This is a genomic window from Microbacterium sp. As-52 (genome assembly GCF_049949185.1).
In the GTDB taxonomy this organism is placed as follows: Bacteria; Actinomycetota; Actinomycetes; order Actinomycetales; family Microbacteriaceae; genus Microbacterium; species Microbacterium maritypicum_A.
This window is the reverse complement of the sequence record NZ_CP188171.1, coordinates 907,774-926,553: the sequence shown is the minus strand read 5'-3', so window position 1 is coordinate 926,553 and position 18,780 is coordinate 907,774. Positions and strand designations below refer to the sequence as shown.

Annotated in this window: 25 protein-coding genes; 15 read left to right on the top strand and 10 right to left on the bottom strand. The window is 68.2% G+C overall.

Annotated elements, in window-relative coordinates:
- Positions 1-110 precede the first annotated feature (110 nt).
- Entirely contained in the window at positions 111-938 is an 828-nt protein-coding gene (locus ACLFA2_RS04515) for an ABC transporter permease (protein ID WP_426622105.1), read from the bottom strand.
- Positions 935-1,828, bottom strand: a complete 894-nt coding sequence (locus tag ACLFA2_RS04510) for an ATP-binding cassette domain-containing protein (protein ID WP_401125114.1) — start codon at positions 1,826-1,828, stop codon at positions 935-937. The genes ACLFA2_RS04515 and ACLFA2_RS04510 overlap by 4 nt, the downstream gene beginning before the upstream one ends.
- 102 nt (positions 1,829-1,930) lie before the next feature.
- Here ACLFA2_RS04510 and ACLFA2_RS04505 point away from each other — a divergent pair, with 102 nt between their 5' ends.
- The 9 genes from ACLFA2_RS04505 to ACLFA2_RS04465 all read left to right on the top strand — a co-directional run bounded on the left by ACLFA2_RS04505 (position 1,931) and on the right by ACLFA2_RS04465 (position 6,967).
- A complete protein-coding gene (locus tag ACLFA2_RS04505; protein WP_426622104.1) occupies positions 1,931-2,863 on the top strand; it encodes a TetR/AcrR family transcriptional regulator in 933 nt (310 codons plus the stop codon).
- 109 nt (positions 2,864-2,972) lie between these two features.
- Positions 2,973-3,164 (top strand): helix-turn-helix domain-containing protein, encoded by a 192-nt coding sequence (locus tag ACLFA2_RS04500; protein ID WP_017204627.1) that lies wholly within the window; start codon positions 2,973-2,975, stop codon positions 3,162-3,164.
- A gap of 156 nt (positions 3,165-3,320) precedes the next feature.
- Positions 3,321-3,419 carry a 30S ribosomal protein bS22 gene (locus tag ACLFA2_RS04495; protein WP_003792170.1) on the top strand — a complete coding sequence of 33 codons (99 nt, stop codon included), beginning with the start codon at positions 3,321-3,323 and terminating at the stop codon, positions 3,417-3,419.
- 78 nt (positions 3,420-3,497) lie between these two features.
- Positions 3,498-3,800, top strand: coding sequence for a rhodanese-like domain-containing protein (locus tag ACLFA2_RS04490; protein ID WP_029259767.1), 303 nt, complete (start codon positions 3,498-3,500; stop codon positions 3,798-3,800).
- Positions 3,797-4,093 (top strand): glutaredoxin family protein, encoded by a 297-nt coding sequence (locus ACLFA2_RS04485; RefSeq protein ID WP_167253097.1) that lies wholly within the window; start codon positions 3,797-3,799, stop codon positions 4,091-4,093. Before ACLFA2_RS04490 ends, ACLFA2_RS04485 begins: the two co-directional genes overlap by 4 nt.
- Positions 4,090-4,392: a Dabb family protein gene (locus tag ACLFA2_RS04480; protein WP_029259769.1), complete on the top strand. Its 303-nt coding sequence runs from the start codon at positions 4,090-4,092 to the stop codon at positions 4,390-4,392. Before ACLFA2_RS04485 ends, ACLFA2_RS04480 begins: the two co-directional genes overlap by 4 nt.
- A gap of 172 nt (positions 4,393-4,564) precedes the next feature.
- Positions 4,565-5,383, top strand: coding sequence for a basic amino acid ABC transporter substrate-binding protein (locus tag ACLFA2_RS04475; protein WP_021198054.1), 819 nt, complete (start codon positions 4,565-4,567; stop codon positions 5,381-5,383).
- A 34-nt stretch (positions 5,384-5,417) separates the two neighbouring features.
- A complete protein-coding gene (locus tag ACLFA2_RS04470; RefSeq protein WP_136025337.1) occupies positions 5,418-6,215 on the top strand; it encodes an amino acid ABC transporter permease in 798 nt (265 codons plus the stop codon).
- Positions 6,212-6,967 (top strand): amino acid ABC transporter ATP-binding protein, encoded by a 756-nt coding sequence (locus ACLFA2_RS04465; RefSeq protein WP_021198052.1) that lies wholly within the window; start codon positions 6,212-6,214, stop codon positions 6,965-6,967. Before ACLFA2_RS04470 ends, ACLFA2_RS04465 begins: the two co-directional genes overlap by 4 nt.
- Before the next feature lie 99 nt (positions 6,968-7,066).
- On the opposite strand, the gene ACLFA2_RS04460 is transcribed toward ACLFA2_RS04465, so the two are convergent.
- The 6 genes from ACLFA2_RS04460 to ACLFA2_RS04435 all read right to left on the bottom strand — a co-directional run bounded on the left by ACLFA2_RS04460 (position 7,067) and on the right by ACLFA2_RS04435 (position 11,940).
- Positions 7,067-7,297 carry a YegP family protein gene (locus ACLFA2_RS04460; RefSeq protein ID WP_426622103.1) on the bottom strand — a complete coding sequence of 77 codons (231 nt, stop codon included), beginning with the start codon at positions 7,295-7,297 and terminating at the stop codon, positions 7,067-7,069.
- Between the two features lie 39 nt (positions 7,298-7,336).
- Positions 7,337-8,428, bottom strand: a complete 1,092-nt coding sequence (locus tag ACLFA2_RS04455) for an ABC transporter ATP-binding protein (protein WP_347124927.1) — start codon at positions 8,426-8,428, stop codon at positions 7,337-7,339.
- Complete coding sequence (locus ACLFA2_RS04450) at positions 8,425-9,219, bottom strand: ABC transporter permease (protein WP_136025370.1); 795 nt, start codon at positions 9,217-9,219, stop codon at positions 8,425-8,427. The genes ACLFA2_RS04455 and ACLFA2_RS04450 overlap by 4 nt, the downstream gene beginning before the upstream one ends.
- Positions 9,216-10,154, bottom strand: a complete 939-nt coding sequence (locus ACLFA2_RS04445; protein ID WP_426622102.1) for an ABC transporter permease — start codon at positions 10,152-10,154, stop codon at positions 9,216-9,218. Before ACLFA2_RS04445 ends, ACLFA2_RS04450 begins: the two co-directional genes overlap by 4 nt.
- Entirely contained in the window at positions 10,151-11,290 is a 1,140-nt protein-coding gene (locus ACLFA2_RS04440) for an ABC transporter substrate-binding protein (protein WP_021198046.1), read from the bottom strand. Before ACLFA2_RS04440 ends, ACLFA2_RS04445 begins: the two co-directional genes overlap by 4 nt.
- A 134-nt stretch (positions 11,291-11,424) precedes the next feature.
- On the bottom strand, positions 11,425-11,940 hold the full coding sequence (locus ACLFA2_RS04435) for a GNAT family N-acetyltransferase (protein WP_297556878.1): 516 nt from the start codon (positions 11,938-11,940) through the stop codon (positions 11,425-11,427).
- Positions 11,941-12,018: 78 nt separating this feature from the next.
- Between ACLFA2_RS04435 and ACLFA2_RS04430 the strand changes: the two genes are divergently transcribed.
- A complete protein-coding gene (locus tag ACLFA2_RS04430) occupies positions 12,019-12,849 on the top strand; it encodes a sulfite exporter TauE/SafE family protein (protein ID WP_021198044.1) in 831 nt (276 codons plus the stop codon).
- Between the two features lie 73 nt (positions 12,850-12,922).
- Here the strand turns inward: ACLFA2_RS04430 and aspS are convergent, their stop codons facing one another.
- A complete protein-coding gene (aspS, locus tag ACLFA2_RS04425; RefSeq protein WP_297556876.1) occupies positions 12,923-14,704 on the bottom strand; it encodes an aspartate--tRNA ligase in 1,782 nt (593 codons plus the stop codon).
- A 136-nt stretch (positions 14,705-14,840) separates the two neighbouring features.
- Between aspS and ACLFA2_RS04420 the strand changes: the two genes are divergently transcribed.
- On the top strand, positions 14,841-15,221 hold the full coding sequence (locus ACLFA2_RS04420; protein ID WP_021198042.1) for a DUF5684 domain-containing protein: 381 nt from the start codon (positions 14,841-14,843) through the stop codon (positions 15,219-15,221).
- Position 15,222: 1 nt separating this feature from the next.
- Positions 15,223-15,852 carry a histidine phosphatase family protein gene (locus tag ACLFA2_RS04415; RefSeq protein ID WP_136025343.1) on the top strand — a complete coding sequence of 210 codons (630 nt, stop codon included), beginning with the start codon at positions 15,223-15,225 and terminating at the stop codon, positions 15,850-15,852.
- A gap of 18 nt (positions 15,853-15,870) precedes the next feature.
- On the opposite strand, the gene ACLFA2_RS04410 is transcribed toward ACLFA2_RS04415, so the two are convergent.
- On the bottom strand, positions 15,871-16,776 hold the full coding sequence (locus ACLFA2_RS04410; protein WP_426622101.1) for an NAD(P)/FAD-dependent oxidoreductase: 906 nt from the start codon (positions 16,774-16,776) through the stop codon (positions 15,871-15,873).
- 57 nt (positions 16,777-16,833) lie between these two features.
- Between ACLFA2_RS04410 and ACLFA2_RS04405 the strand changes: the two genes are divergently transcribed.
- The 3 genes from ACLFA2_RS04405 to ACLFA2_RS04395 all read left to right on the top strand — a co-directional run bounded on the left by ACLFA2_RS04405 (position 16,834) and on the right by ACLFA2_RS04395 (position 18,754).
- Positions 16,834-17,238 carry a MerR family transcriptional regulator gene (locus tag ACLFA2_RS04405; protein ID WP_031206901.1) on the top strand — a complete coding sequence of 135 codons (405 nt, stop codon included), beginning with the start codon at positions 16,834-16,836 and terminating at the stop codon, positions 17,236-17,238.
- 63 nt (positions 17,239-17,301) lie between these two features.
- Positions 17,302-17,952, top strand: a complete 651-nt coding sequence (locus tag ACLFA2_RS04400; protein WP_021198977.1) for a TlpA family protein disulfide reductase — start codon at positions 17,302-17,304, stop codon at positions 17,950-17,952.
- Between the two features lie 16 nt (positions 17,953-17,968).
- Positions 17,969-18,754 carry a cytochrome c biogenesis CcdA family protein gene (locus ACLFA2_RS04395; RefSeq protein ID WP_029259781.1) on the top strand — a complete coding sequence of 262 codons (786 nt, stop codon included), beginning with the start codon at positions 17,969-17,971 and terminating at the stop codon, positions 18,752-18,754.
- The last annotated feature ends 26 nt before the right edge of the window (positions 18,755-18,780 follow it).

Here is an 18,780-nt window from a genome sequence, read left to right as displayed (position 1 = left end):
ACAGTCCCAGCGGCAGATGAGCGAAAGCCGCAGAACGCCTATGTCTCCGCTGGGATGTGGGCTCCGCGGGGATATGTCTTCGCGGGGGATGCCCGCTGCCGCCGGTCCGCTCAGCGTCGCCCGGCTTTGCGGCGGAAGAGCCACGCGCCCCAGGCGACCGCGATCGCGAGGATGACGACGCACCAGCCGATCGCCCACCATGCCTCGCCCTGCACGGGAGCGTCCGTGAGCAGCCCGCGGATCGTCTCCACGATGGGTGTGATCGGTTGAGTCGCGGCAACCGGCTGCAACCACTCCGGCATGCTCGCCACCGGGACGAACGCACTGGACAGGTAGGGGAGGAAGAGCAGCACGAAGCCGTAGCCGTTCGCCCCTTCCGGGCTTCCTGCGGCAAGACCGATGGCGGCGAACAGATACGTGATCGCGAGGATGTACAGCGCGATCAGGGCGGCGAGCCCCACCCACTCCCCTGCGTTCGCGCTCGGACGGAAGCCGACGAGCACTCCTACGCCGATCACGATCGCCGTGGCGATGAGGTTGCGCAGCACGCTCGCGACGACGTGCCCGGTCAGCACCGCCCCCGCTCGCAGCGGCATCGTGCAGAACCGGTCGATGATGCCGGTGCGCATGTCGTTCGCGACATACACGGCGGTGGAGGAGGCTCCGAACCCCGCGCAGGTGAGGATGATGCCGGGCACCACGTAGTCGACGTAGGCGCCGGACGGATCGATCGCTCCGCCGAACACCCACGTGAACATGAGCATGAGCATGACGGGCAGCATGATCGCCATGAGCAGCGATTCGCCGTCCCTCAGCGAGTGGCGCAGGCTGCGACCGACGAACACCGCCTCGGCGGTGAGGCCTCGCAGGCGCGGGCGCGGTGAAGGGGCGGGGAGGGCAGGTGCCGCGGAGCGAGGGGCGGCGAGGGTGATGTTCATGCGAGCTCCTTCGCGGGGTGGTCGATGGGGGCGGCCGCGGTGACGGCGAGGAACACGTCGTCGAGGGTGGGGCGGCGCAGGGTCACGGTGCCGTCCTCTCCGTCTTCGTCGAGCAGGTCGAGCGCTCGCCGGAGGTCGGCGACCGTGCCATCGGTGGGGATCTGCCGGTGAAGCTCGCCGCGGCGGTCGTGGAGTTCGACGGTGTCTCCGCCGACGCGCGCCTTCAAGGCGGCAGGCGTGCCGAGGGCGGCGACCCTGCCGTCGTGCAGCACGGCGATGCGGTCTGCCAGCTGATCGGCCTCCTCCAGGTACTGGGTGGTGAGGAAGACCGTCGTCCCCGCGTTCGCCAGCATGCGGATGATGTCCCACAGCCTGCGACGGCTGCGGGTGTCCAGACCCGTGGTGGGCTCGTCGAGGAACAGCACCTCCGGCGTCACCACGAAGCTCAGGGCGAGGTCGAGGCGACGTCGCATTCCGCCGGAGAACGTGCGCACCATGCGGGAGGCGGCATCCGTGAGATCGAACTGGTCGATCAGGTCGGCGGCACGTCGTCGCGCGGCTGCCCGTCCGAGCCCGGCGAGCCGCGCGAACATGACGACGTTCTCGGACGCGCTCAGTGCATCGTCGACGGCTGCCGCCTGGCCGGTGAGGCTGATCCGTCGCCGGACCTCGATCGCCTGCGTCCCGATGTCCCAGCCGGCGACCCGCGCCGAGCCGGCGTCTGCCGCGGTGAGGGTGGTGAGGATGTTGATCGTCGTGGTCTTGCCGGCGCCGTTCGGCCCGAGCAGGGCGAAGACCTCGCCGCGGGCGACCGCGAAATCCAGTCCGTCGACGACGGTCTTGTTCCCGAAGGCCTTGCGCAGCCCCTGCACCTCGATGGCTGTCTCCATCAGGCGCTCCTTTCTGTGTATGTAGAAAACTGTGTATCACCAACGCAACTGTGTATGACCGTAACACACTGTTTAGATAATAAACAGAAGTAAGATGAGCGCATGACTGAGACGGAGCCGCCGGAGCTGCCACGCGGGATCGCGCTGGCGTGGGGTGTCGCCGCGAACCCGCAGCGTGGTCCCAAGCGCGAGATGAGCGTCGAGAAGATCGTCGACGCCGCCGTCGAACTGGCGGATGCCGAGGGGATCGGCGCCGTGTCGATGGCCGCGGTCGCGGCGCGGCTCGGATTCACGCCGATGTCGCTGTACCGATACGTGACGGCGAAGGACGATCTGCTGCTGCTGATGCAGGAAGAGGCGACAGGGCTGCCGCCGCAGAGCCACCTCGAGGCCGACGGCTGGCGCGGACGACTGATCGCCCTGTATGAAGAGCAGGTCAAGCTCTACCTGCGCCATCCCTGGATGCTGTCCCTGCCGATCACCGGATCGCCGATCACCCCGAACAGCTCGGCCTGGCTGGATGCCGGGCTCGCCGCTCTCGACGGCACCGCGCTGACGACGGAAGAGCGCATGGCCGTCGCGCTCGCGGTGACCGGGCATGCCCGCTGGTGCGGGATCGTGCAGGCCGGCTACACCGAGCAGTCCCGCGGCACGGGACTCACCCCCGATGAGGTGGCCGCGAACGAAGCCGCTCTCTTCGATCGGGTGATCACGGCCGAGGAGTTCCCCGCGCTCCGTCGCGCGATCGAAGACGATGTGTTCACCTCGACGGCCGATCCGTTCCGGTTCGCCGTCGAGCGGACCCTCGACGGGGTCACGGCGTACATCGCGGGCCTCGACCGCGGAGAGCTGCACGCCGAGGCGGCGGAGTGGATCGACATCGACCCGGCCGAGGTGTCCGGGGATCGTCGGCTCAAAGAGGCGCAGAAGGCGGTGCGCGAGGCTGAGAAGGCTCTGCGGTCGGCCCGCAAGATCGAGCGTCAGACATGGCGGGAGGCCAGGGAGCGGTCGGCGAAGGCGAAGAAGTCCGGCTGAACCTGAGCTCTCGCGGTCGGTCGCACCTCACTGATCACACGAGTCACAGAGGTTTACACGCGTCCCAGCTACCACATAGAGTGTGCACATCGAGAAAGGGGTACGTGGGATGCCCGAGGTTCCTGACGTCCGATTCCTCACGGTTGCTGAGGTCGCAGAGCTCATGCGCGTGTCCAAGATGACCGTGTATCGGCTGGTCCATGCGGGGGAGTTGCCGGCCGTCCGTTTCGGGCGCAGCTATCGCGTACCCGAGTCCGCTGTGGCTGATGCGCTGCAGCGCCCGATCGCCGACGTCGGCTGACGTCGATCGCCTTCTCGTGCTCCGCCGCCTGCGGGCGGTCGATGCGTGTGACAGGCGACGCCTTCGGGTTTGCTAGACTGACCCGAGGCATTTTCCGTGCCCGTACCCGGGTGTCCGATTTCGGCGACACCCAGCCACTGACTTAGTGAGGTTTCCGTGGGTTCTGTCATCAAGAAGCGCCGCAAGCGCATGGCGAAGAAGAAGCACCGCAAGCTGCTTCGTAAGACTCGCCACCAGCGTCGCAACAAGAAGTAAGCGACCAGACACGAGCGCCTGTCTTCGGACGGGCGCTTTGTGTCTCCGGCCGCATCTCCGTCCCGCCGAGAGGATGTCATGAAGTCGATCACCGTCACCGAGCTCGCCGAGCGCACCGGTATCCCGCTCATCGATGTGCGGGAGGTGGACGAGTTCGCTGCCGGCCATGTGCCGGGGGCCGTCAACATCCCGATGTCCGAGATCGGCAACCGGCTGGAAGAGCTGCCTGCCGAGGCGTTCGACGTCATCTGCCAGGCAGGCGGGCGCTCGGCTCGTGTGGTCGAGGCTCTGGAGTCGCGCGGTTACGACGCCACGAACGTCGAGGGCGGCACCGGCGAGTGGATTGCCCAGGGCCGCGCGGTCGAGGTGCCGTCGGCGTGACCACGCTGACTCTGATCGGCAAGCCCGACTGCCATCTGTGCGACGTCGCCTCCGACGTCATCGATGCCGTCGTCGCCGAGCTGCCCGACGCCGCCGCCGAGCAGATCGAGATCGTCGAGGCGTCAATCCAGGACGATCCCGCGCTGTACGAGCTGTGGTGGGAGAAGATCCCGGTCGTGCTGATCGACGGCGAGCTGCACGCGCATTGGCGCGTCTCGCCCGACCGGCTGCGAGAGGCGCTCGAAGACGCACTCCGTGGTGAATCCCCGACCGAACTGAAGGAAGCCCTGTGACCATCCGCCATGTCGTGACCTGGAAGCTCGCCGCCGAAGACGCCGCCGAGCGTGGTGCCCAGGCTGCCGAGGTCGCTCGCCGGCTGAACGCTCTCGACGGTGTCGTCCCGCAGCTCCTCTCCATCTCCGCCGGCGCGAACGTCGCCTATCCGGAGGCGAACTGGGACGTCACGCTCGTCGCGGACTTCGCCTCGGTCGCGGCGATCGACGAGTACCAGGTGCACCCCGCGCACGCCGAGGTCGCCGCGTACATCCGATCGGTCGTCGCCTCGCGCGTCGCCGTCGACTTCGAGGTCTGACACCGCGTCGCACCGACCCAGGAACTCGGTTTCCACGTGTGATCGGGGCGTACTTGCAACACAAACGTAATGCGCGCGGATGCCGATGTCATTGGTCACGCGACGAGCCGCATGTTTAGATGAACTCCTACCCGTCAGCGGGCCTCCGTGCCCTCGACTCACAGGAGCCGACATGCCTCGTCGCAACCTCATCGCCGGCCTCGCCCTCGTGGCGACGGCCACCCTCGCGCTCGCCGGCTGCGCCACCGGATCATCCGACGCGGGAAGCAGTGACGCTCCCGCCGCCGACGACAAGTACGGTCTCGTCGAGGCCGGAACGCTCACCGTGTGCTCCGACGTCCCCTACCCGCCGTTCGAGGTCGAGGACCCCTCCAGCGAGACCGGCTACTCCGGCTTCGACATCGACCTGCTCAGTGCGATCGCCGAGAAGATCGACCTGAAGCTCGCCGTGCAGGACGTGGGCTTCGACGCGCTCCAGTCCGGCACCACGCTCGCCGCCGGCACGTGCGACATCGGTGCCTCTGCGATGACCATCACCGACGAGCGCAAGGCGAACATCGACTTCTCCGACCCGTACGTCGACTCGCTGCAGTCGCTCCTCGTGCGCGCCGACTCGGACATCAAGTCGATCGACGACCTCGACGGCAAGAACGTCGGCGTGCAGCAGGGCACCACCGGCGAGACCTACGCGGGCGAGAACGCTCCGGGTGCGCAGCTGGTGCAGTACCCCTCGGACGGTGAGCTGTGGCCGGCCATGCAGGCGGGTCAGATCGACGCCATCCTGCAGGACCAGCCCGTCAACTACGTGCACGAGCAGGACGACCCCGACTACAAGATCGTCGAGACGTACCCGACCGACGAGTCGTACGGCTTCGCCTTCGCCAAGGGCGAGAAGGACGAGCTGCGCGACGCGGTCAACAAGGCGCTCAAGGAGCTCCAGGACGACGGCGGATACCAGAAGATCTACGACGAGTACCTCGCGGCCAAGTGACCGGCGGGGTCGGTAGAGCGGGAGGTCCTCGACGATGGCGTTGAGGCGTACCACCAAGAGCAAGCTGTATCGCTACACGGTCTACGTGGTGCTGATCGCGATCGCCGTCTGGGCGATCGTGAGCACCGACTGGGCGAAGATCGGCCCGCTGTTCTTCAATCCTGAAGTCGCGGCGAAGATGTTCCCCGGGATCATCACGACCGCGTTGGTCAACACGCTGTGGTTCACGGCCGTTGCCTTCGCCGGGGGGCTGCTGCTCGGAGTCGTGCTGGCACTGATGAAGCTGTCGACCATCGCGCCGTTCCGGTGGATCGCGACGTGCTGGATCGAGTTGTTCCGGGGGCTCCCCGCGATCCTCACGATCTTCGGCATCGCGTTCATCCTGCCGATCGCGCTGGGCGTGCCCGGCACGAAGCTGGGCGGACCGGTCGTGCTCGGTCTCATCGGTCTCGTCCTCGTCGCCTCGGCATACATGGCCGAGACGATCCGTGCGGGCATCCAGGCCGTTCCGAAGGGCCAGACCGAGGCGGCGCGCTCCCTCGGCATGTCGCCCATGAAGACGACGTTCTGGATCATCGTGCCGCAGGGGTTCCGGATCATCATCCCGCCCCTGACCAACGAGTTCGTGCTGCTGCTGAAGGACACGTCGCTGCTCTTCGTGGCGGGTTCGTTCATCTGGTCGAAGGAGCTCACGACCTTCGCCCGCGATGCGAGCACGCAGAACGCGAACGGAACGCCGCTGATCATGGCGGCGATCCTGTACCTGATCGTGACGATTCCGCTCACGCGCTTCAGCGCGTGGCTGGAGCGACGGATGTCGAGGCAGCGATGATCACCGACCTGATTGATGTCCACGCCCCCGCGATCGACGTGCAGGGGCTCGTGAAGTCGTTCGGCGACAACGAGGTGCTCAAGGGCATCGACCTCACCGTCACCAAGGGCGAGGTCGTGTGCGTGATCGGACCCTCGGGCTCGGGCAAGTCGACGCTGCTGCGTTCGGTGAACCTGCTCGAGGAGCCGACCGGCGGCAAGGTGCTGATCGAGGGGATCGACATCACCGACCCCGACGTCGACATCGACCGCGTTCGCACCCGCATCGGCATGGTGTTCCAGAGCTTCAACCTCTTCCCGCACCTCGATGTGCTGGGCAATCTCACGATCGCCCAGCAGCGCGTGAAGAAGCGGTCGAAGAAGGAAGCCGAGCTGATCGCGCACGCCATGCTCACCCGGGTCGGCCTGGCCGAGAAGGCCGACGCCTACCCCGGGCACCTGTCGGGAGGGCAGCAGCAGCGCGTGGCGATCGCCCGCGCGCTGTGCATGAACCCCGACATGATGCTGTTCGACGAGCCCACTTCGGCGCTCGACCCCGAGCTGGTCGGCGAGGTGCTGCAGGTGATGCGCTCATTGGCCGACGAGGGGATGACGATGCTCGTCGTCACGCACGAGATGGGATTCGCGCGCGAAGTCGGATCCCGCCTCATCTTCATGGACGGTGGGCACATCGTCGAGGAAGGCGACCCGCGCGAGGTGCTGGGCAACCCGCAGCATCAGCGCACGAAGGACTTCCTCTCGCGCGTGCTCTGATCCGAGATCCCGCGTCGCCGAGACCCATCGAAATCACCGAGACCCCCTGTCGCAGACATCTGCGACAGGGGGTCTCGGCGTGAAGCGTGGGTATCGAGCTCAGTCGGCTTCGACGACCTCGGCGTCCGCGGCGTTGCGGCGCACGGAGTCGATGCCGTTCAGAGCGGCGGACTTCGACGAGTAGCCCTCGCTTATGGCGATGACCTCGCCGTTGCCGGCCTTCAGGCGGAACCGGTACTCGCCGGACTTGTCGGTGTACAGCTCGAATTTGCCTGCCAGGAGGCGTCCTTTCTCTCTCGGATGGAGGGAGCCCCGCCCCTCGCGCCTCACGCTAGCGTTCGGGGCGGGCCCGGGGGAAGAGCGATGGGTTCAGCCGCGCGGGTGCACGGCGACAGGCTCGGGAGCGATCGCGATGCGCACCCGATCCCCGAACGCGGGGTGGGTGCCCGGCGCATGCTGCACCCGGACGAGCTCACCAGATTCGGTGCGGACGAGCGTACGACGCATGCTGCCGAGGAAGGTGCTCTCCTCGACCAGGGCATCGGCTGCGGCGTCGGCCTCGGATGCGAAGTAGACGTTTTCCGGTCGCAGATACACATCGACCGGCCCGTCCGCCCGTGACTGCAGAGGAAGCCGCTGCCCCCAGACCATCACATGATCGCCCTCGGCGACCCCGGATACGACGCTGGACAGGCCGACGAAAGCCGCGACTCCGGCGGTCGAGGGCATCGTGTAGAGCTGCTCGGGGGAACCGATCTGCTCGATGCGACCGTCGTTCATCACGGCGATCCGGTCGGAGACGGCCAGCGCCTCCTCCTGGTCGTGGGTGACGAACACGGTCGTGATGCCGAGTCGCAGCTGGATGCGGCGGATCTCGTCGCGCAGCTGCACGCGCACCTTCGCGTCGAGCGCGGAGAGCGGCTCGTCGAGAAGCAGCACCTTGGGCTCGGTCACCAGCGCACGGGCGAGCGCCACCCGCTGCTGCTGTCCGCCGGAGAGCTGGTGCGGAAAGCGGTCGGCGAAGTCGGCGAGTCCGACCAGCGCGAGGGCATCCACGGCGCGGCGCGAAGCCTCCGCCTTCGCGATCCCGCGCCGGCGCAGGCCGAAGGCGGTGTTCTCGGCGACCCGCAGGTGCGGGAAGAGCGAGTACGACTGGAAGACCATCCCGATGTCGCGCTTGTTCGTGGGCACTCGAGAGACGTCTCCGCCGCCCAGGAGCACGGCGCCCTCATCCCCACCCTCGAGACCGGCGAGCACACGCAGCAGCGTGGTCTTGCCGCAGCCGGAGGGGCCGAGGAGCGAGACGAACTCCCCGGGGGCGATGTCCAGGTCCACACCGTGCAGCACCCGATTGCCGCCGTAGCTCTTGACGATGCCCTGCAGCTCGACGCGCGTTCCCTCGCCCGCCTGCGAGAGCAGCAGGTTGTCCTTGGTGCGCGGCAGCGCGTGGTCGAGGGTCATGAGCGGGCCTTTCCGGTACCGCGGGCGACGCGGCCGATGACGAGGAGCAGGAGGAAGACGAACACCAGCGCGAGCAGCGTGAAGATCGCCGGCGCATAGGGATCCTGTTTGTTCACGACGACCATGGCGGTCTGGAACACCTGGCGGTTCAGGAGCGAGGCGATCGTGAACTCGCCGAGCACCACCGCGATGGAGATGAGCGACGCGGCGAGCAGCCCCTGGCGGAGGTTCGGAGCGAGCACCCGGAGGACGACCGTCGGCCAGCTGGCGCCGAGCGACCGTGCGGCCTCGGAGAGGGTGCGCAGGTCGGCGGCATCGATCGACGCCTGGATCGAGCGGAACGCGAACGGCAGCACGGTGATCCCGTAGGCGAAGGCGAGCGTCCAGGTGCCGGTGCCGAAGGCGCGACCGATCTGCAGGTAGATGGGAGCGAGGCCGACCACGAGCACGATGGCGGGGATGGAGATGGGCAGCAGCACCGCGAACTCGAAGGCGGGTTTGAGCTTGGGGAAGCGCAGGTTCACCAGGATCATGGTGGGGGCGAGCAGGAGCAGCACGATGGCCACCGTGACGACGGCCAGGATCAGGGAGTTGCCCAGACCCGCCCAGATCGGCCTCAGGGTAGCGGCTGCCGCGGGGTCGAACAGCGCGATCCAGCGGGCGAACGACAGCCCGCCCTCGGGGTCGCGCAGCGTGAAGAGGAACGTCGACACCAGGGGAACGGCGAAGAACGCACCGACGAGGATGCCGATGACCCCGCGGGTCGCGAGGGAGGGACCGAGCCGGTTCACGACTGCCACCTGGCCGCGCGTCGTTGCACGAGGGAGTACAGGGCCATGACGATCCCGACGATCACGATCATGCCGAGCGCGAGGGCGCCGGCGAGGTTCTCGCGGCCGAGGACCGTCTCACTCGTGAGGGCAGTGCGAATCTGCAGCGGCACGATCTGCGCTCCCTGACTGGCGAGGGCGGCGGCGGTGGCGTACGACGAGAACGAGTTCGCGAACAGCAGCAGCAGGCTGGCGAGGAACGACGGCGCGAGCACCGGGATGCCGATGCGCAGCCAGAAGCTCGCGCGGGTGCCGCCGAGCGTGAGGTTGGCCTCGGCCCACTGCGGCTTGAGCGCGGCGAGGGCGGGCATGAAGGTGATGACCATGAGCGGGATCTGGAAGTAGAAGTAGGGGAGGACGAGTCCGGGCAGCTCGTACAGCCAGGTGCCGTTCTCGAAGATGTTGACGTCGAACGAGTCCTTCAGGAAGACCGTGACGACACCCTGGATGCCGATGGTCGCGATGAAGGCGAACGCCAGCATGACGCCACCGAACTGGGCCAGCACGCCGGCCGCCGCGTCCACAGCCGAGCGCGTTCGGCCTTCGGGGTCCATGCCGAGCAGGGCGTAGCAGACGAGCGCACCGACGAGTGCACCCACCACGGCGGTGAGCAGCGAGAGCCCGGCGGAGTTCGCGAAGGTGTTCAGCACGACGGGATCGGCGAGGGCCGACATGTTCGACCAGGTGAAGGAGCCGTCCTTCGTGAAGAAGCCGGAGCCGATCGACAGGATCGTCGGCACCGCCAGGAAGAGCACGACGTATGCGGCGAACGGGACGAGCCCGAGCCAGGCGAAGGACGGAGCGGACCGCCGGGCCCTCGCGTGCGGCGAGGACCCGGCGGAGGTGGTGGGGGCGGATGCCGCGGCGTCCGCCCCCGTTGCGGTGAGGGTGGTCACTGGACCGCCGAGGCCCACTTCTCGCCGAGCAGCGTGCCGGCGTTCGTCGACTGCTCCTCGGTCGGGACGACCGTCTCCTCCGGTGCCTCGGGGAGTGCCGCAGCGAGGTCGGCGTCGATCGTGCCGGCGTCGGTCATGGCCTCCATGCGCACCGGACGGGCGCCGCCCTTCAGCCAGAGGTTCTGCACCTCGTCGCTGTAGAGGAACTCCTGCCACAGGCGGGCAGCAGCCGGGTGCGGGGCGTCGGCGTTGATGGCCTGGTTGTAGTACCCGGCGTAACCGGTGCCGTCGAACACGACGACCTTCCAGTCCTTGTTGTCGGCCGTGTGCGAGGCGTTCAGGTAGTCCCAGTCGAACACGACGGGGGTCTCGCCGCTCGCGATCGTCGCGGTGGTCACGTCGACCTTGAGCAGGTTTCCGGCCTTCTGCAGCTCGGAGAAGAAGTCGATGCCCGGCTGGAAGTCGTCGAGCGTGCCGTCGGACTGCACGGTGGCGAGGCCGACGGCGGCGAAGGCCGCACCGGCCTGGGTCGGGTCGCCGTTGATCGCGACGGCGCCCTTGTAGTCGGCCGAGAGCAGGTCGGAGAGTTCGGCCGGAGCGTCGAACTTCGACGAGTCGTAGCCGATCGACATGTACCCGCCGTAGTCGCCGACGAAGAGGCCGGTGGGCTCCTTCAGCTCCTCGGGGATGTCATCCCACGTCTGCACCTTGTACGGCGCGAAGACGTCGGTGTTCTGCAGGGCGACCGTGAGGCCGATGTCGAACACGTCGGGCGCGGTGTCGAGTCCCTCGTTGGTCTTCGCGGCCTGGATCTCCTCGGCGCTCGAGACGTCGGGGGAGGCCTCGTTGATGGTGATCTCGGGGTACTTCTCGGCGAACAGGTCGAGGATCTCGCCGTAGTTCGCCCAGTCGCGGGGGAGCGCGATGACGTTGAGCGAGCCTTCGGCCTTGGCTGCAGCCTCGAGGTCGGCGAAGGTGCCGAAGTCGGTGACAGAGGTCGCGGCGGAGGCGTCGACGTCGGAGCTGCCTCCGCCGGTCGCGTCAGCTGCGCCGGAGCAGGCCGTGAGTGCGAGTGCGGCCGTGGTGGCCAGGGCGATGCCGGCGCCGATGCGCGCGCGGCGGGTGAAGCGAGCCATGAGTGTCCTCTCGGTGTCCGGCGCTGTGAGCCGGTTTCGGGTTGCGAGAGGACACTATGAGGCGCAGGTTGCCGCCCGTCGCGGGTCTGGTGAACGGACGGTGGCGAGCCGGTGGCCGAACAGGGCCGCGGAGCTCAGCCCTGCGGCACGCTGTACTTGAAGCCGCGGTGCGAGCCGACGTAGCCGAGCCGCTCGTAGAAGCGGTGCGCGTCGGTGCGGGCGGCATCGGAGGTGAGCTGCACCATCGTCGCGCCGACCGCGGGAGCCGCGGATTCGCCCACCCAGCGCATCACGGCGGAGCCGATGCCCGACGAGCGCAGACTGCTCTGCACGCGCACGGCCTCGACGAGCAGCCGCCGCGCGCCGCGGCGCGCCATCCCGGGGATCGAGGTGAGCTGCAGCGTGCCGACGATCGCGCCGTCGAGCTCGACCACGAGCAGATCGTTCGACGGCTCTGCCAGGATCTCGACGAGCCCGCGTGCGTACGCGGGACGATCCTCGTCGGACGCGACATCGCCGCGGGCCGCGCTGATCGGGTCGTCGGCGAGCAGTGTGATCACGGCATCCGTGTCGTCGACCGTCGCACGGCGCAGGAGCGCGGTTCCGATACGCGATTCGAGCGGCTGGGGCAGCGGGAGGGCGTCGAGCATGCCTCCAGTCTGCCAGCGCCCGCGTCCGGTGCGAGCGCGGATGCGGGGGTCGTGCCGACTCTCTGGAATCATGGCGAGGTGGATATCGGCGCCGTGCTCGGACTCGAGCAGCTCACGTGGGGGGTGCTGCTGCTCGTGGTGATCGCCGCGTTCTGCGCCGGCTGGATCGACGCGGTCGTCGGCGGGGGAGGGCTGCTGCAGCTTCCGGCGCTGCTGCTGATCCCCGGCATCTCCCCGGTGCAGGCGCTCGCCACCAACAAGCTCGCCTCGGTGTTCGGCACCGCGACCAGCAGTGTGACCTACTACCGACGAGCCAGACCCGACCTGCGCACCGCCGTGCCGATGGCGATCATCGCGTTGATCGGGTCCTTCGGCGGAGCAGCCGTCGCGACGGTGCTACCGCCGGCCGCGTTCAAGCCGATCATCGTGATCGCGCTGCTCGCCGTGGCACTGTTCACCGCGTTCCGTCCGCAGATGGGCGCCGCGACCCAGTTGCGGTTCCACGGCCACAAGCACCACATCATGGCGGGTGCCGCGGGGCTCGGCATCGGCTTCTACGACGGCATGATCGGACCGGGGACCGGGACCTTCCTCGTGATCACCCTGGTCGCGCTGCTCGGCTACGACTTCCTGCAGGCGAGCGCCAAGGCCAAGATCGTCAACCTCGCGACGAACGCGGGTGCGCTCATGCTGTTCATCCCGCACGGCGCCGTGCTGTGGCTGCTCGGTGGCATCCTCGCAGTCGCGAACGTCGCCGGCAGCTACCTCGGCTCGCGGATGGCGATCTCGCGCGGGACCACCTTCATCCGCGTGGTCTTCCTCGTCGTCGTCATCGCGCTGATCGCGAAGCTCGGCGTCGACGTGTGGAACGAGAACATCGTTCCCGCGTTCGCGGCGCTCTCGTCCTAGGCTCGAGATGCTCTGCGGCGCGCGGCCTGGGGGATCCGGCGTGTGTGCCTGAGCTCGCGCGAGGCGGTGGGCGTCAGGCCTCGTCGTCCTCGGGCTCGTAGTCGACACCGGCCTCGGCGCGCTGCGCGTCGGTGATCGGTGCCGGGGCGGAGGTCAGCGGGTCAAAGCCGTTGCCCGACTTCGGGAACGCGATGACCTCGCGGATCGACTCGGTCTTGGTCAGGTGCTGCAGCACGCGGTCCATGCCGAGTGCGATCCCGCCGTGGGGCGGTGCGCCGAACTTGAACGCGTCGAGCAGGAAGCCGAACTGCTCGTCGGCCTGCTCGTCGCTGATGCCCATGACCTCGAACACACGCTTCTGCACGTCTTCGCGGTGGATGCGGATCGAGCCGCCACCGAGCTCCGAGCCGTTGCAGACGATGTCATACGCGTAGGCGAGAGCGGAGCCGGGGTCGGTGTCGAACGTGTCCTGGAACTCGGGCTTCGGGCCGGTGAACGCGTGGTGCACGGCCGTCCAGGCCCCCGCGCCAACGGCGACATCGCCGGAGGCCACGGCGTCGGCTGCCGGCTCGAACATCGGAGCGTCGACGACCCAGGTGAACGCGAACTCGTCGGGGTTCAGGTAGCCGAGCCGACGGCCGATCTCGACGCGCGCGGCGCCGAGCAGCGCACGGCTCTCCTTGGTCGAACCGGCGGCGAAGAAGACGCAGTCTCCGGCTTCGGCACCGACGAGCGCGGCGAGGCCGGCCTGCTCGGCCTCGGACAGGTTCTTCGCGGCGGGGCCACCGAGCGTGCCGTCCTCGTTGAACAGGACGTAGGCGAGGCCGCGTGCGCCGCGCTGCTTGGCCCAGTCCTGCCAGGCGTCGAGCTGCTTGCGCGGCTGCGAGGCGCCGCCGGGCATACGCACCGCACCGACGTACTCGGCCTGGAAGACGCGGAACGGGGTGTTCTGGAAGTACTCGGTCGCGTCGACGAGCTCGAGGCCGAAGCGCAGGTCGGGCTTGTCGGAGCCGTACTTGGCCATGGCGTCGGCGTAGGTCATGCGCGGCAGGGGCGTGGCCACCTCGACGCCGATCGTCGCCCACATCGCCACGATGAGCGACTCCATGAGGGTGATCACGTCTTCCTGGTCGACGAAGCTCATCTCGATGTCGAGCTGCGTGAACTCCGGCTGCCGGTCGGCGCGGAAGTCTTCGTCGCGGTAGCAGCGCGCGATCTGGAAGTACTTCTCGACGCCGCCGACCATCAACAGCTGCTTGAACAGCTGGGGGGACTGCGGCAGGGCGTACCAGCTGCCGGGGCTCAGACGAGCGGGCACCAGGAAGTCACGGGCGCCCTCAGGCGTCGAGCGGGTGAGGGTCGGGGTCTCGACCTCGGTGAAGTCGTCGGCGTGCAGCACGTCGCGGATCGCCTTGTACACGTTCGAGCGCAGACGCAGGGCAGCGGCCGGGGCCGGGCGGCGCAGGTCGAGGTAGCGGTACTTGAGGCGGGCTTCCTCGCCCACGGTCTCGGTCTCGGCGAGGGCCGTGGAGACCTGGAAGGGCAGAGGCGCGGACTCGTTCAGCACCTCGACGTCGGTCGCGATGAGTTCGACCTCGCCCGTGGGCAGGTTCGGGTTCGCGTTGCCCTCGGGGCGCAGAGAGACCTCGCCGGTCACCTTCAGCACGAACTCGTTGCGCAGCGGGTGGGCGATCTCCTCGTCGCGGATGACGACCTGGGCGATGCCGGAGGCGTCCCGCAGATCGATGAAAGCGACTCCTCCGTGGTCACGACGGCGATCGACCCAACCCGAGAGGGTGACGGTCTGACCGATGTGCTCGGCTCGCAGAGAGCCTGCCGAGTGGGTGCGAAGCACGGAGTATTCCTTCTGATCTGGGAAATGGGGAACCCGCCCATTCTACGGGGGCGGTCGGGAGGTCTTCGGCCCGGTCACCCGCCCCCGGGCCGGCATGTCAGTAGGATCACCACGACACAGCTCATACACAGAAAGGGTGCACGTGGACAACAACGGCATCTCCGATCTCTACGCATCGATCTTCTCCGGTACCACGGGCCTGATCGCGCTCGTCTTCTACATCCTCGTCGCCATCGGGCTGTGGAAGGTGTTCACGAAGGCCGGATACCCCGGCATCCTCGCGATCATCCCGATCGTGAACCTCGTCTTCCTGGTGAAGATCGCCGGCCTGTCCGGCTGGTTCGCACTGCTGTACCTCATCCCGATCGCGAACCTGATCCTTGCGATCATCGTCGCGTTCAAGCTCGGCGAGCGCTTCAACAAGGGCGGGGTCTTCTCGTTCTTCCTGCTGTTCCTCTTCCCGTACATCGGGTACCTGATCCTCGGCTTCGGGGATTCGCGCTACAGCAAGGCGTGAGATGACGGCGTCCCGGCTGCACCTCGTCCGACACGGCGAGGTGCACAATCCGGCCCGCGTGCTCTACGGTCGTCTTCCCGACTACCACCTGAGCGACGCGGGCCGGGGGATGGCCGCAGCGGCCGCCGACCATGTGGCGGCGCTCGACCGTCCCGTCTCCGCGCTCTACGCGTCGCCGCTCGAACGCGCGCAGGAGTCGGCAGAGCCGTTCGCCGAGCGCTTCGACCTCGTGCCGGAGATCGACATCCGTCTGATCGAGCCGACGAACGTGTTCGAGGGGACGCAGATGCGTCGCTCGCTGATGAATCCCATGAACTGGTGGCACCTGCGGCAGCCTTCGCTGCCCAGCTGGGGCGAGCCCTACTCGTCCATCGCGGAGCGGATGCTCGGTGTCATGGACGAAGCCTGGGACGCGGCGCCCGACGGCGACGTCGTGATGGTGTCGCACCAGGCGCCGATCTGGATCACCCACCTCCGCGTCGCGGGGCTTCCGCTCCGGCACGATCCGCGCACCCGACGCTGCGCCCTGTCGAGCGTCACCTCGTTCGAGCGCGTCGGCGATGTCTGGCGTGAGGTCGCGTATGCCGAGCCTGCGGCGACCGGCGGCGCCGTCGATGTCGGGGCGGTCTGATCCGCGATTCGGGCGTGATCAATGCTCAGCGGCCAGCAGCGACTGGATGATGCCGACCGCTGCGAGCTGACCGGCAGCCGCGGCCAGCAGCACTGAGGCCATGGGCCCGGGAAGGGTCGCGCGGTGCGCGAGGTCGCCTGCAGCGAAGACGCCGGGGCGTGAGGTGCGTCCGAACTCGTCGATCTCGATGCACCCGGAGTCGAGCATTCCCAGTCCGAGCTGGGCGGCGAACGGCGACCGCTGGCGCATCTCCCCGGCGGAGATGAAGACGCCGTCGACGACGCTCTCGTCGGTGTCCGTGTGAACGCGGACACCTCCGTCGACCTTCTCGACGGAGGTGACCGGCGTGCGGCGCACCTGCGCGCCTTTCGCCTCGAGAGTTCGGATCTCGTCGTCTGCGAACTCCTCCCCGACGGGTACGACGGTGATGTTCCCGGCGATCCGACCCAACAGGCCGATGAGGTGCTCGGCCCGAGGTGCGGCGCCGATGATGGCGATGTCCCTGCCGGCATGCTCGTGTCCGTCGCAGAACGGGCAGCTGAAGGCGAATGTGCCCCACAGGTCGTGCAGCCCCGGGACATCGGGAAGATCGTCGGCGACGCCCGTGGCGAGGACGACCCGACGGCCCTCCGCGACGGTGCCGTCGGACACGCCCACGACGAACGCGCCCTCGACGCCCGAGATGCTCGTCGCCGCCGCGTCGCGGATCTCCACGTCGTCGTACTCCGCGAGCTCGGCGCGGGCGGTCGCGCGCAGCTCCGACGGTGGCATCCCGTCCGCGCCGATCATGTTGTGCATGTGCAGGACGGTGCCGTTGCGGTACTCGCCCGAATCCAGGAGCAGAGTCGAGCGGTGCATCCGTCCGAGGGTCAGGGCGGCCTGGAGTCCTGCCGGCCCTGCGCCGATCACGATGGCGTCGTACATGGGGGTCCTTCCGGTGGCGGGGTTGCTTTCCCCGTCAGTCTGTGACTTCATGTCAACATGAAGTCAAGCGATGCGCACCCCTGGTCCGTCGGCGATGTGGCCGAGCGCTTCGAGCTGCCGACGAACGTGCTGCGGCATTGGGAGTCGGTGGGGCTGCTCACTCCTCCGCGCGACTCCTCAGGGCGGCGGCGCTACGGCGAGGACGAGGTCGTGCGCATCGCCGTGATCCAGCGCAGCAAGGCAGCGGGGATGAGCCTCGAACAGATCGCGGTGCTGCTCGACGACGGGAGCGCCGGGCGGCACCAGGTGTTGCAGCAGCACCTGGACGACATCGATCGCCGTATGGAGGAGATGCGTCGATCGCGCGAGATGACCGAGCACGCGATGGGCTGCCGCGCGCACGACATCGCCACCTGCCCGCGTTTCCGCGCGGGTGTGGACGACGTCCTGGCGCGCTTCTGATGGGCCTCCGAAGGGTGCTCGTTTCCGGCTCGCGCATAGGAAGCTCTGCGTAAACTCGGAGTCGTGCCAAGCGAATCGACGGTCCGTCCGATCCGCAGCGGCCGCTCCTCCCGCACACGGCGCTCGCGCCGTGCGGTCGGTGCCGCGCTCGCTGCGGTGCTCGCCATCGGTCTGAGCGCCTGCGCTCCCGATCCGGTCAGTGAATCGTTCCTGAACGGCGAGAACACCGGTTATGTCGCCGCCGACGGGGCGATCGTCGAGATCCCGGTCTCCGAGCGCGGTGAACCCGTCGTCTTCAGCGGAGTGACCGAGAAGGGCGAGGAGTTCGACAGCGCCGACATCGCCGGACAGGTCGCAGTCGTCAACTTCTGGTACGCCGGCTGCGCGCCGTGCCGCCTCGAAGCGGCCGATCTGGAAGGTGTCTGGCAGGACTTCCGCGATCAGGACGTCGCGTTCATCGGCATCAACACCCGTGACCAGGCGGACACGGCGGTCGCGTTCGCGAACGAGTACGGTGTCACGTACCCGAGCCTTATCGACGTCGACACCGCCCAGGCCAAGCTCGCCTTCGCGAAGGAGACGCCGATCGCCGCGACGCCGACGACCCTCGTGCTCGACAAGCAGGGCCGGGTCGCCGCGCGCATCATCGGCCCGATCGACGGCAAGTCGATCCTCTCCACGCTCGTCAAGGACGCCCTCGCGGAGACGTCGTGACCACCCGGGGAACGTCGTGAATCCCGAAGCGATCATCGGATCCGGGGCCCTCTGGATCGCGATCCCGGTGGCGATGCTCGCGGGACTCGTCTCGTTCCTCTCCCCGTGCGTGCTCCCGCTCGTCCCCGGCTACCTCGGCTTCCTCGGCGGTGCCGTCGCGCCTCGGTCGACCGCTGCTGCCGGTGCGGAAGGCGGGACGAAGACGCAGACCACCGAAACCGCGACGAGGGGGCGGCTCGTCGGGGGCGTGCTGCTGTTCATCCTCGGGTTCACGATCGTCTTCATCCTCTACACCGTGCTCGGCGGAACGGCCGGGGTCTTCCTGCTGCAGTGGGGCGACCTCATCACCCGCATCCTGGGCGTGGTCATCATCGGGATGGGCCTCGTGTTCCTCGGCCTCTTCGGCTTCGCGCAGAAGGAGTTCCGCTTCCACGTCGACTCCAAGGCGGGGATCGTCGGTGCGCCGCTCCTCGGGGTGGCGCTCGGGATCGGCTGGGCCCCGTGCATGGGGCCGACGCTCGCGGCCATCCTCGCCCTCTCCTTCAACGCCGGCGATCCGGTGCGCGCAGGTTTCCTCGGCCTGGCCTATTCGCTGGGCCTCGGGATCCCGTTCCTGCTCGTCGCCCTCGGCTTCGGCTGGGCGACGAAAGCGGTCGGCTTCCTCCGCCGCCACGTCCGGGTCGTCAACATCGTCGGCGGCGTGATGCTGATCCTGCTGGGCATCCTGATGGTGACCGGCCTCTGGACCGACATCATGTCGCGCCTGACGGCGGTGATCGGAAGTGTCATCCTCCCGCTCTGATCGCTCCACGACGTCCACCAGCTCCG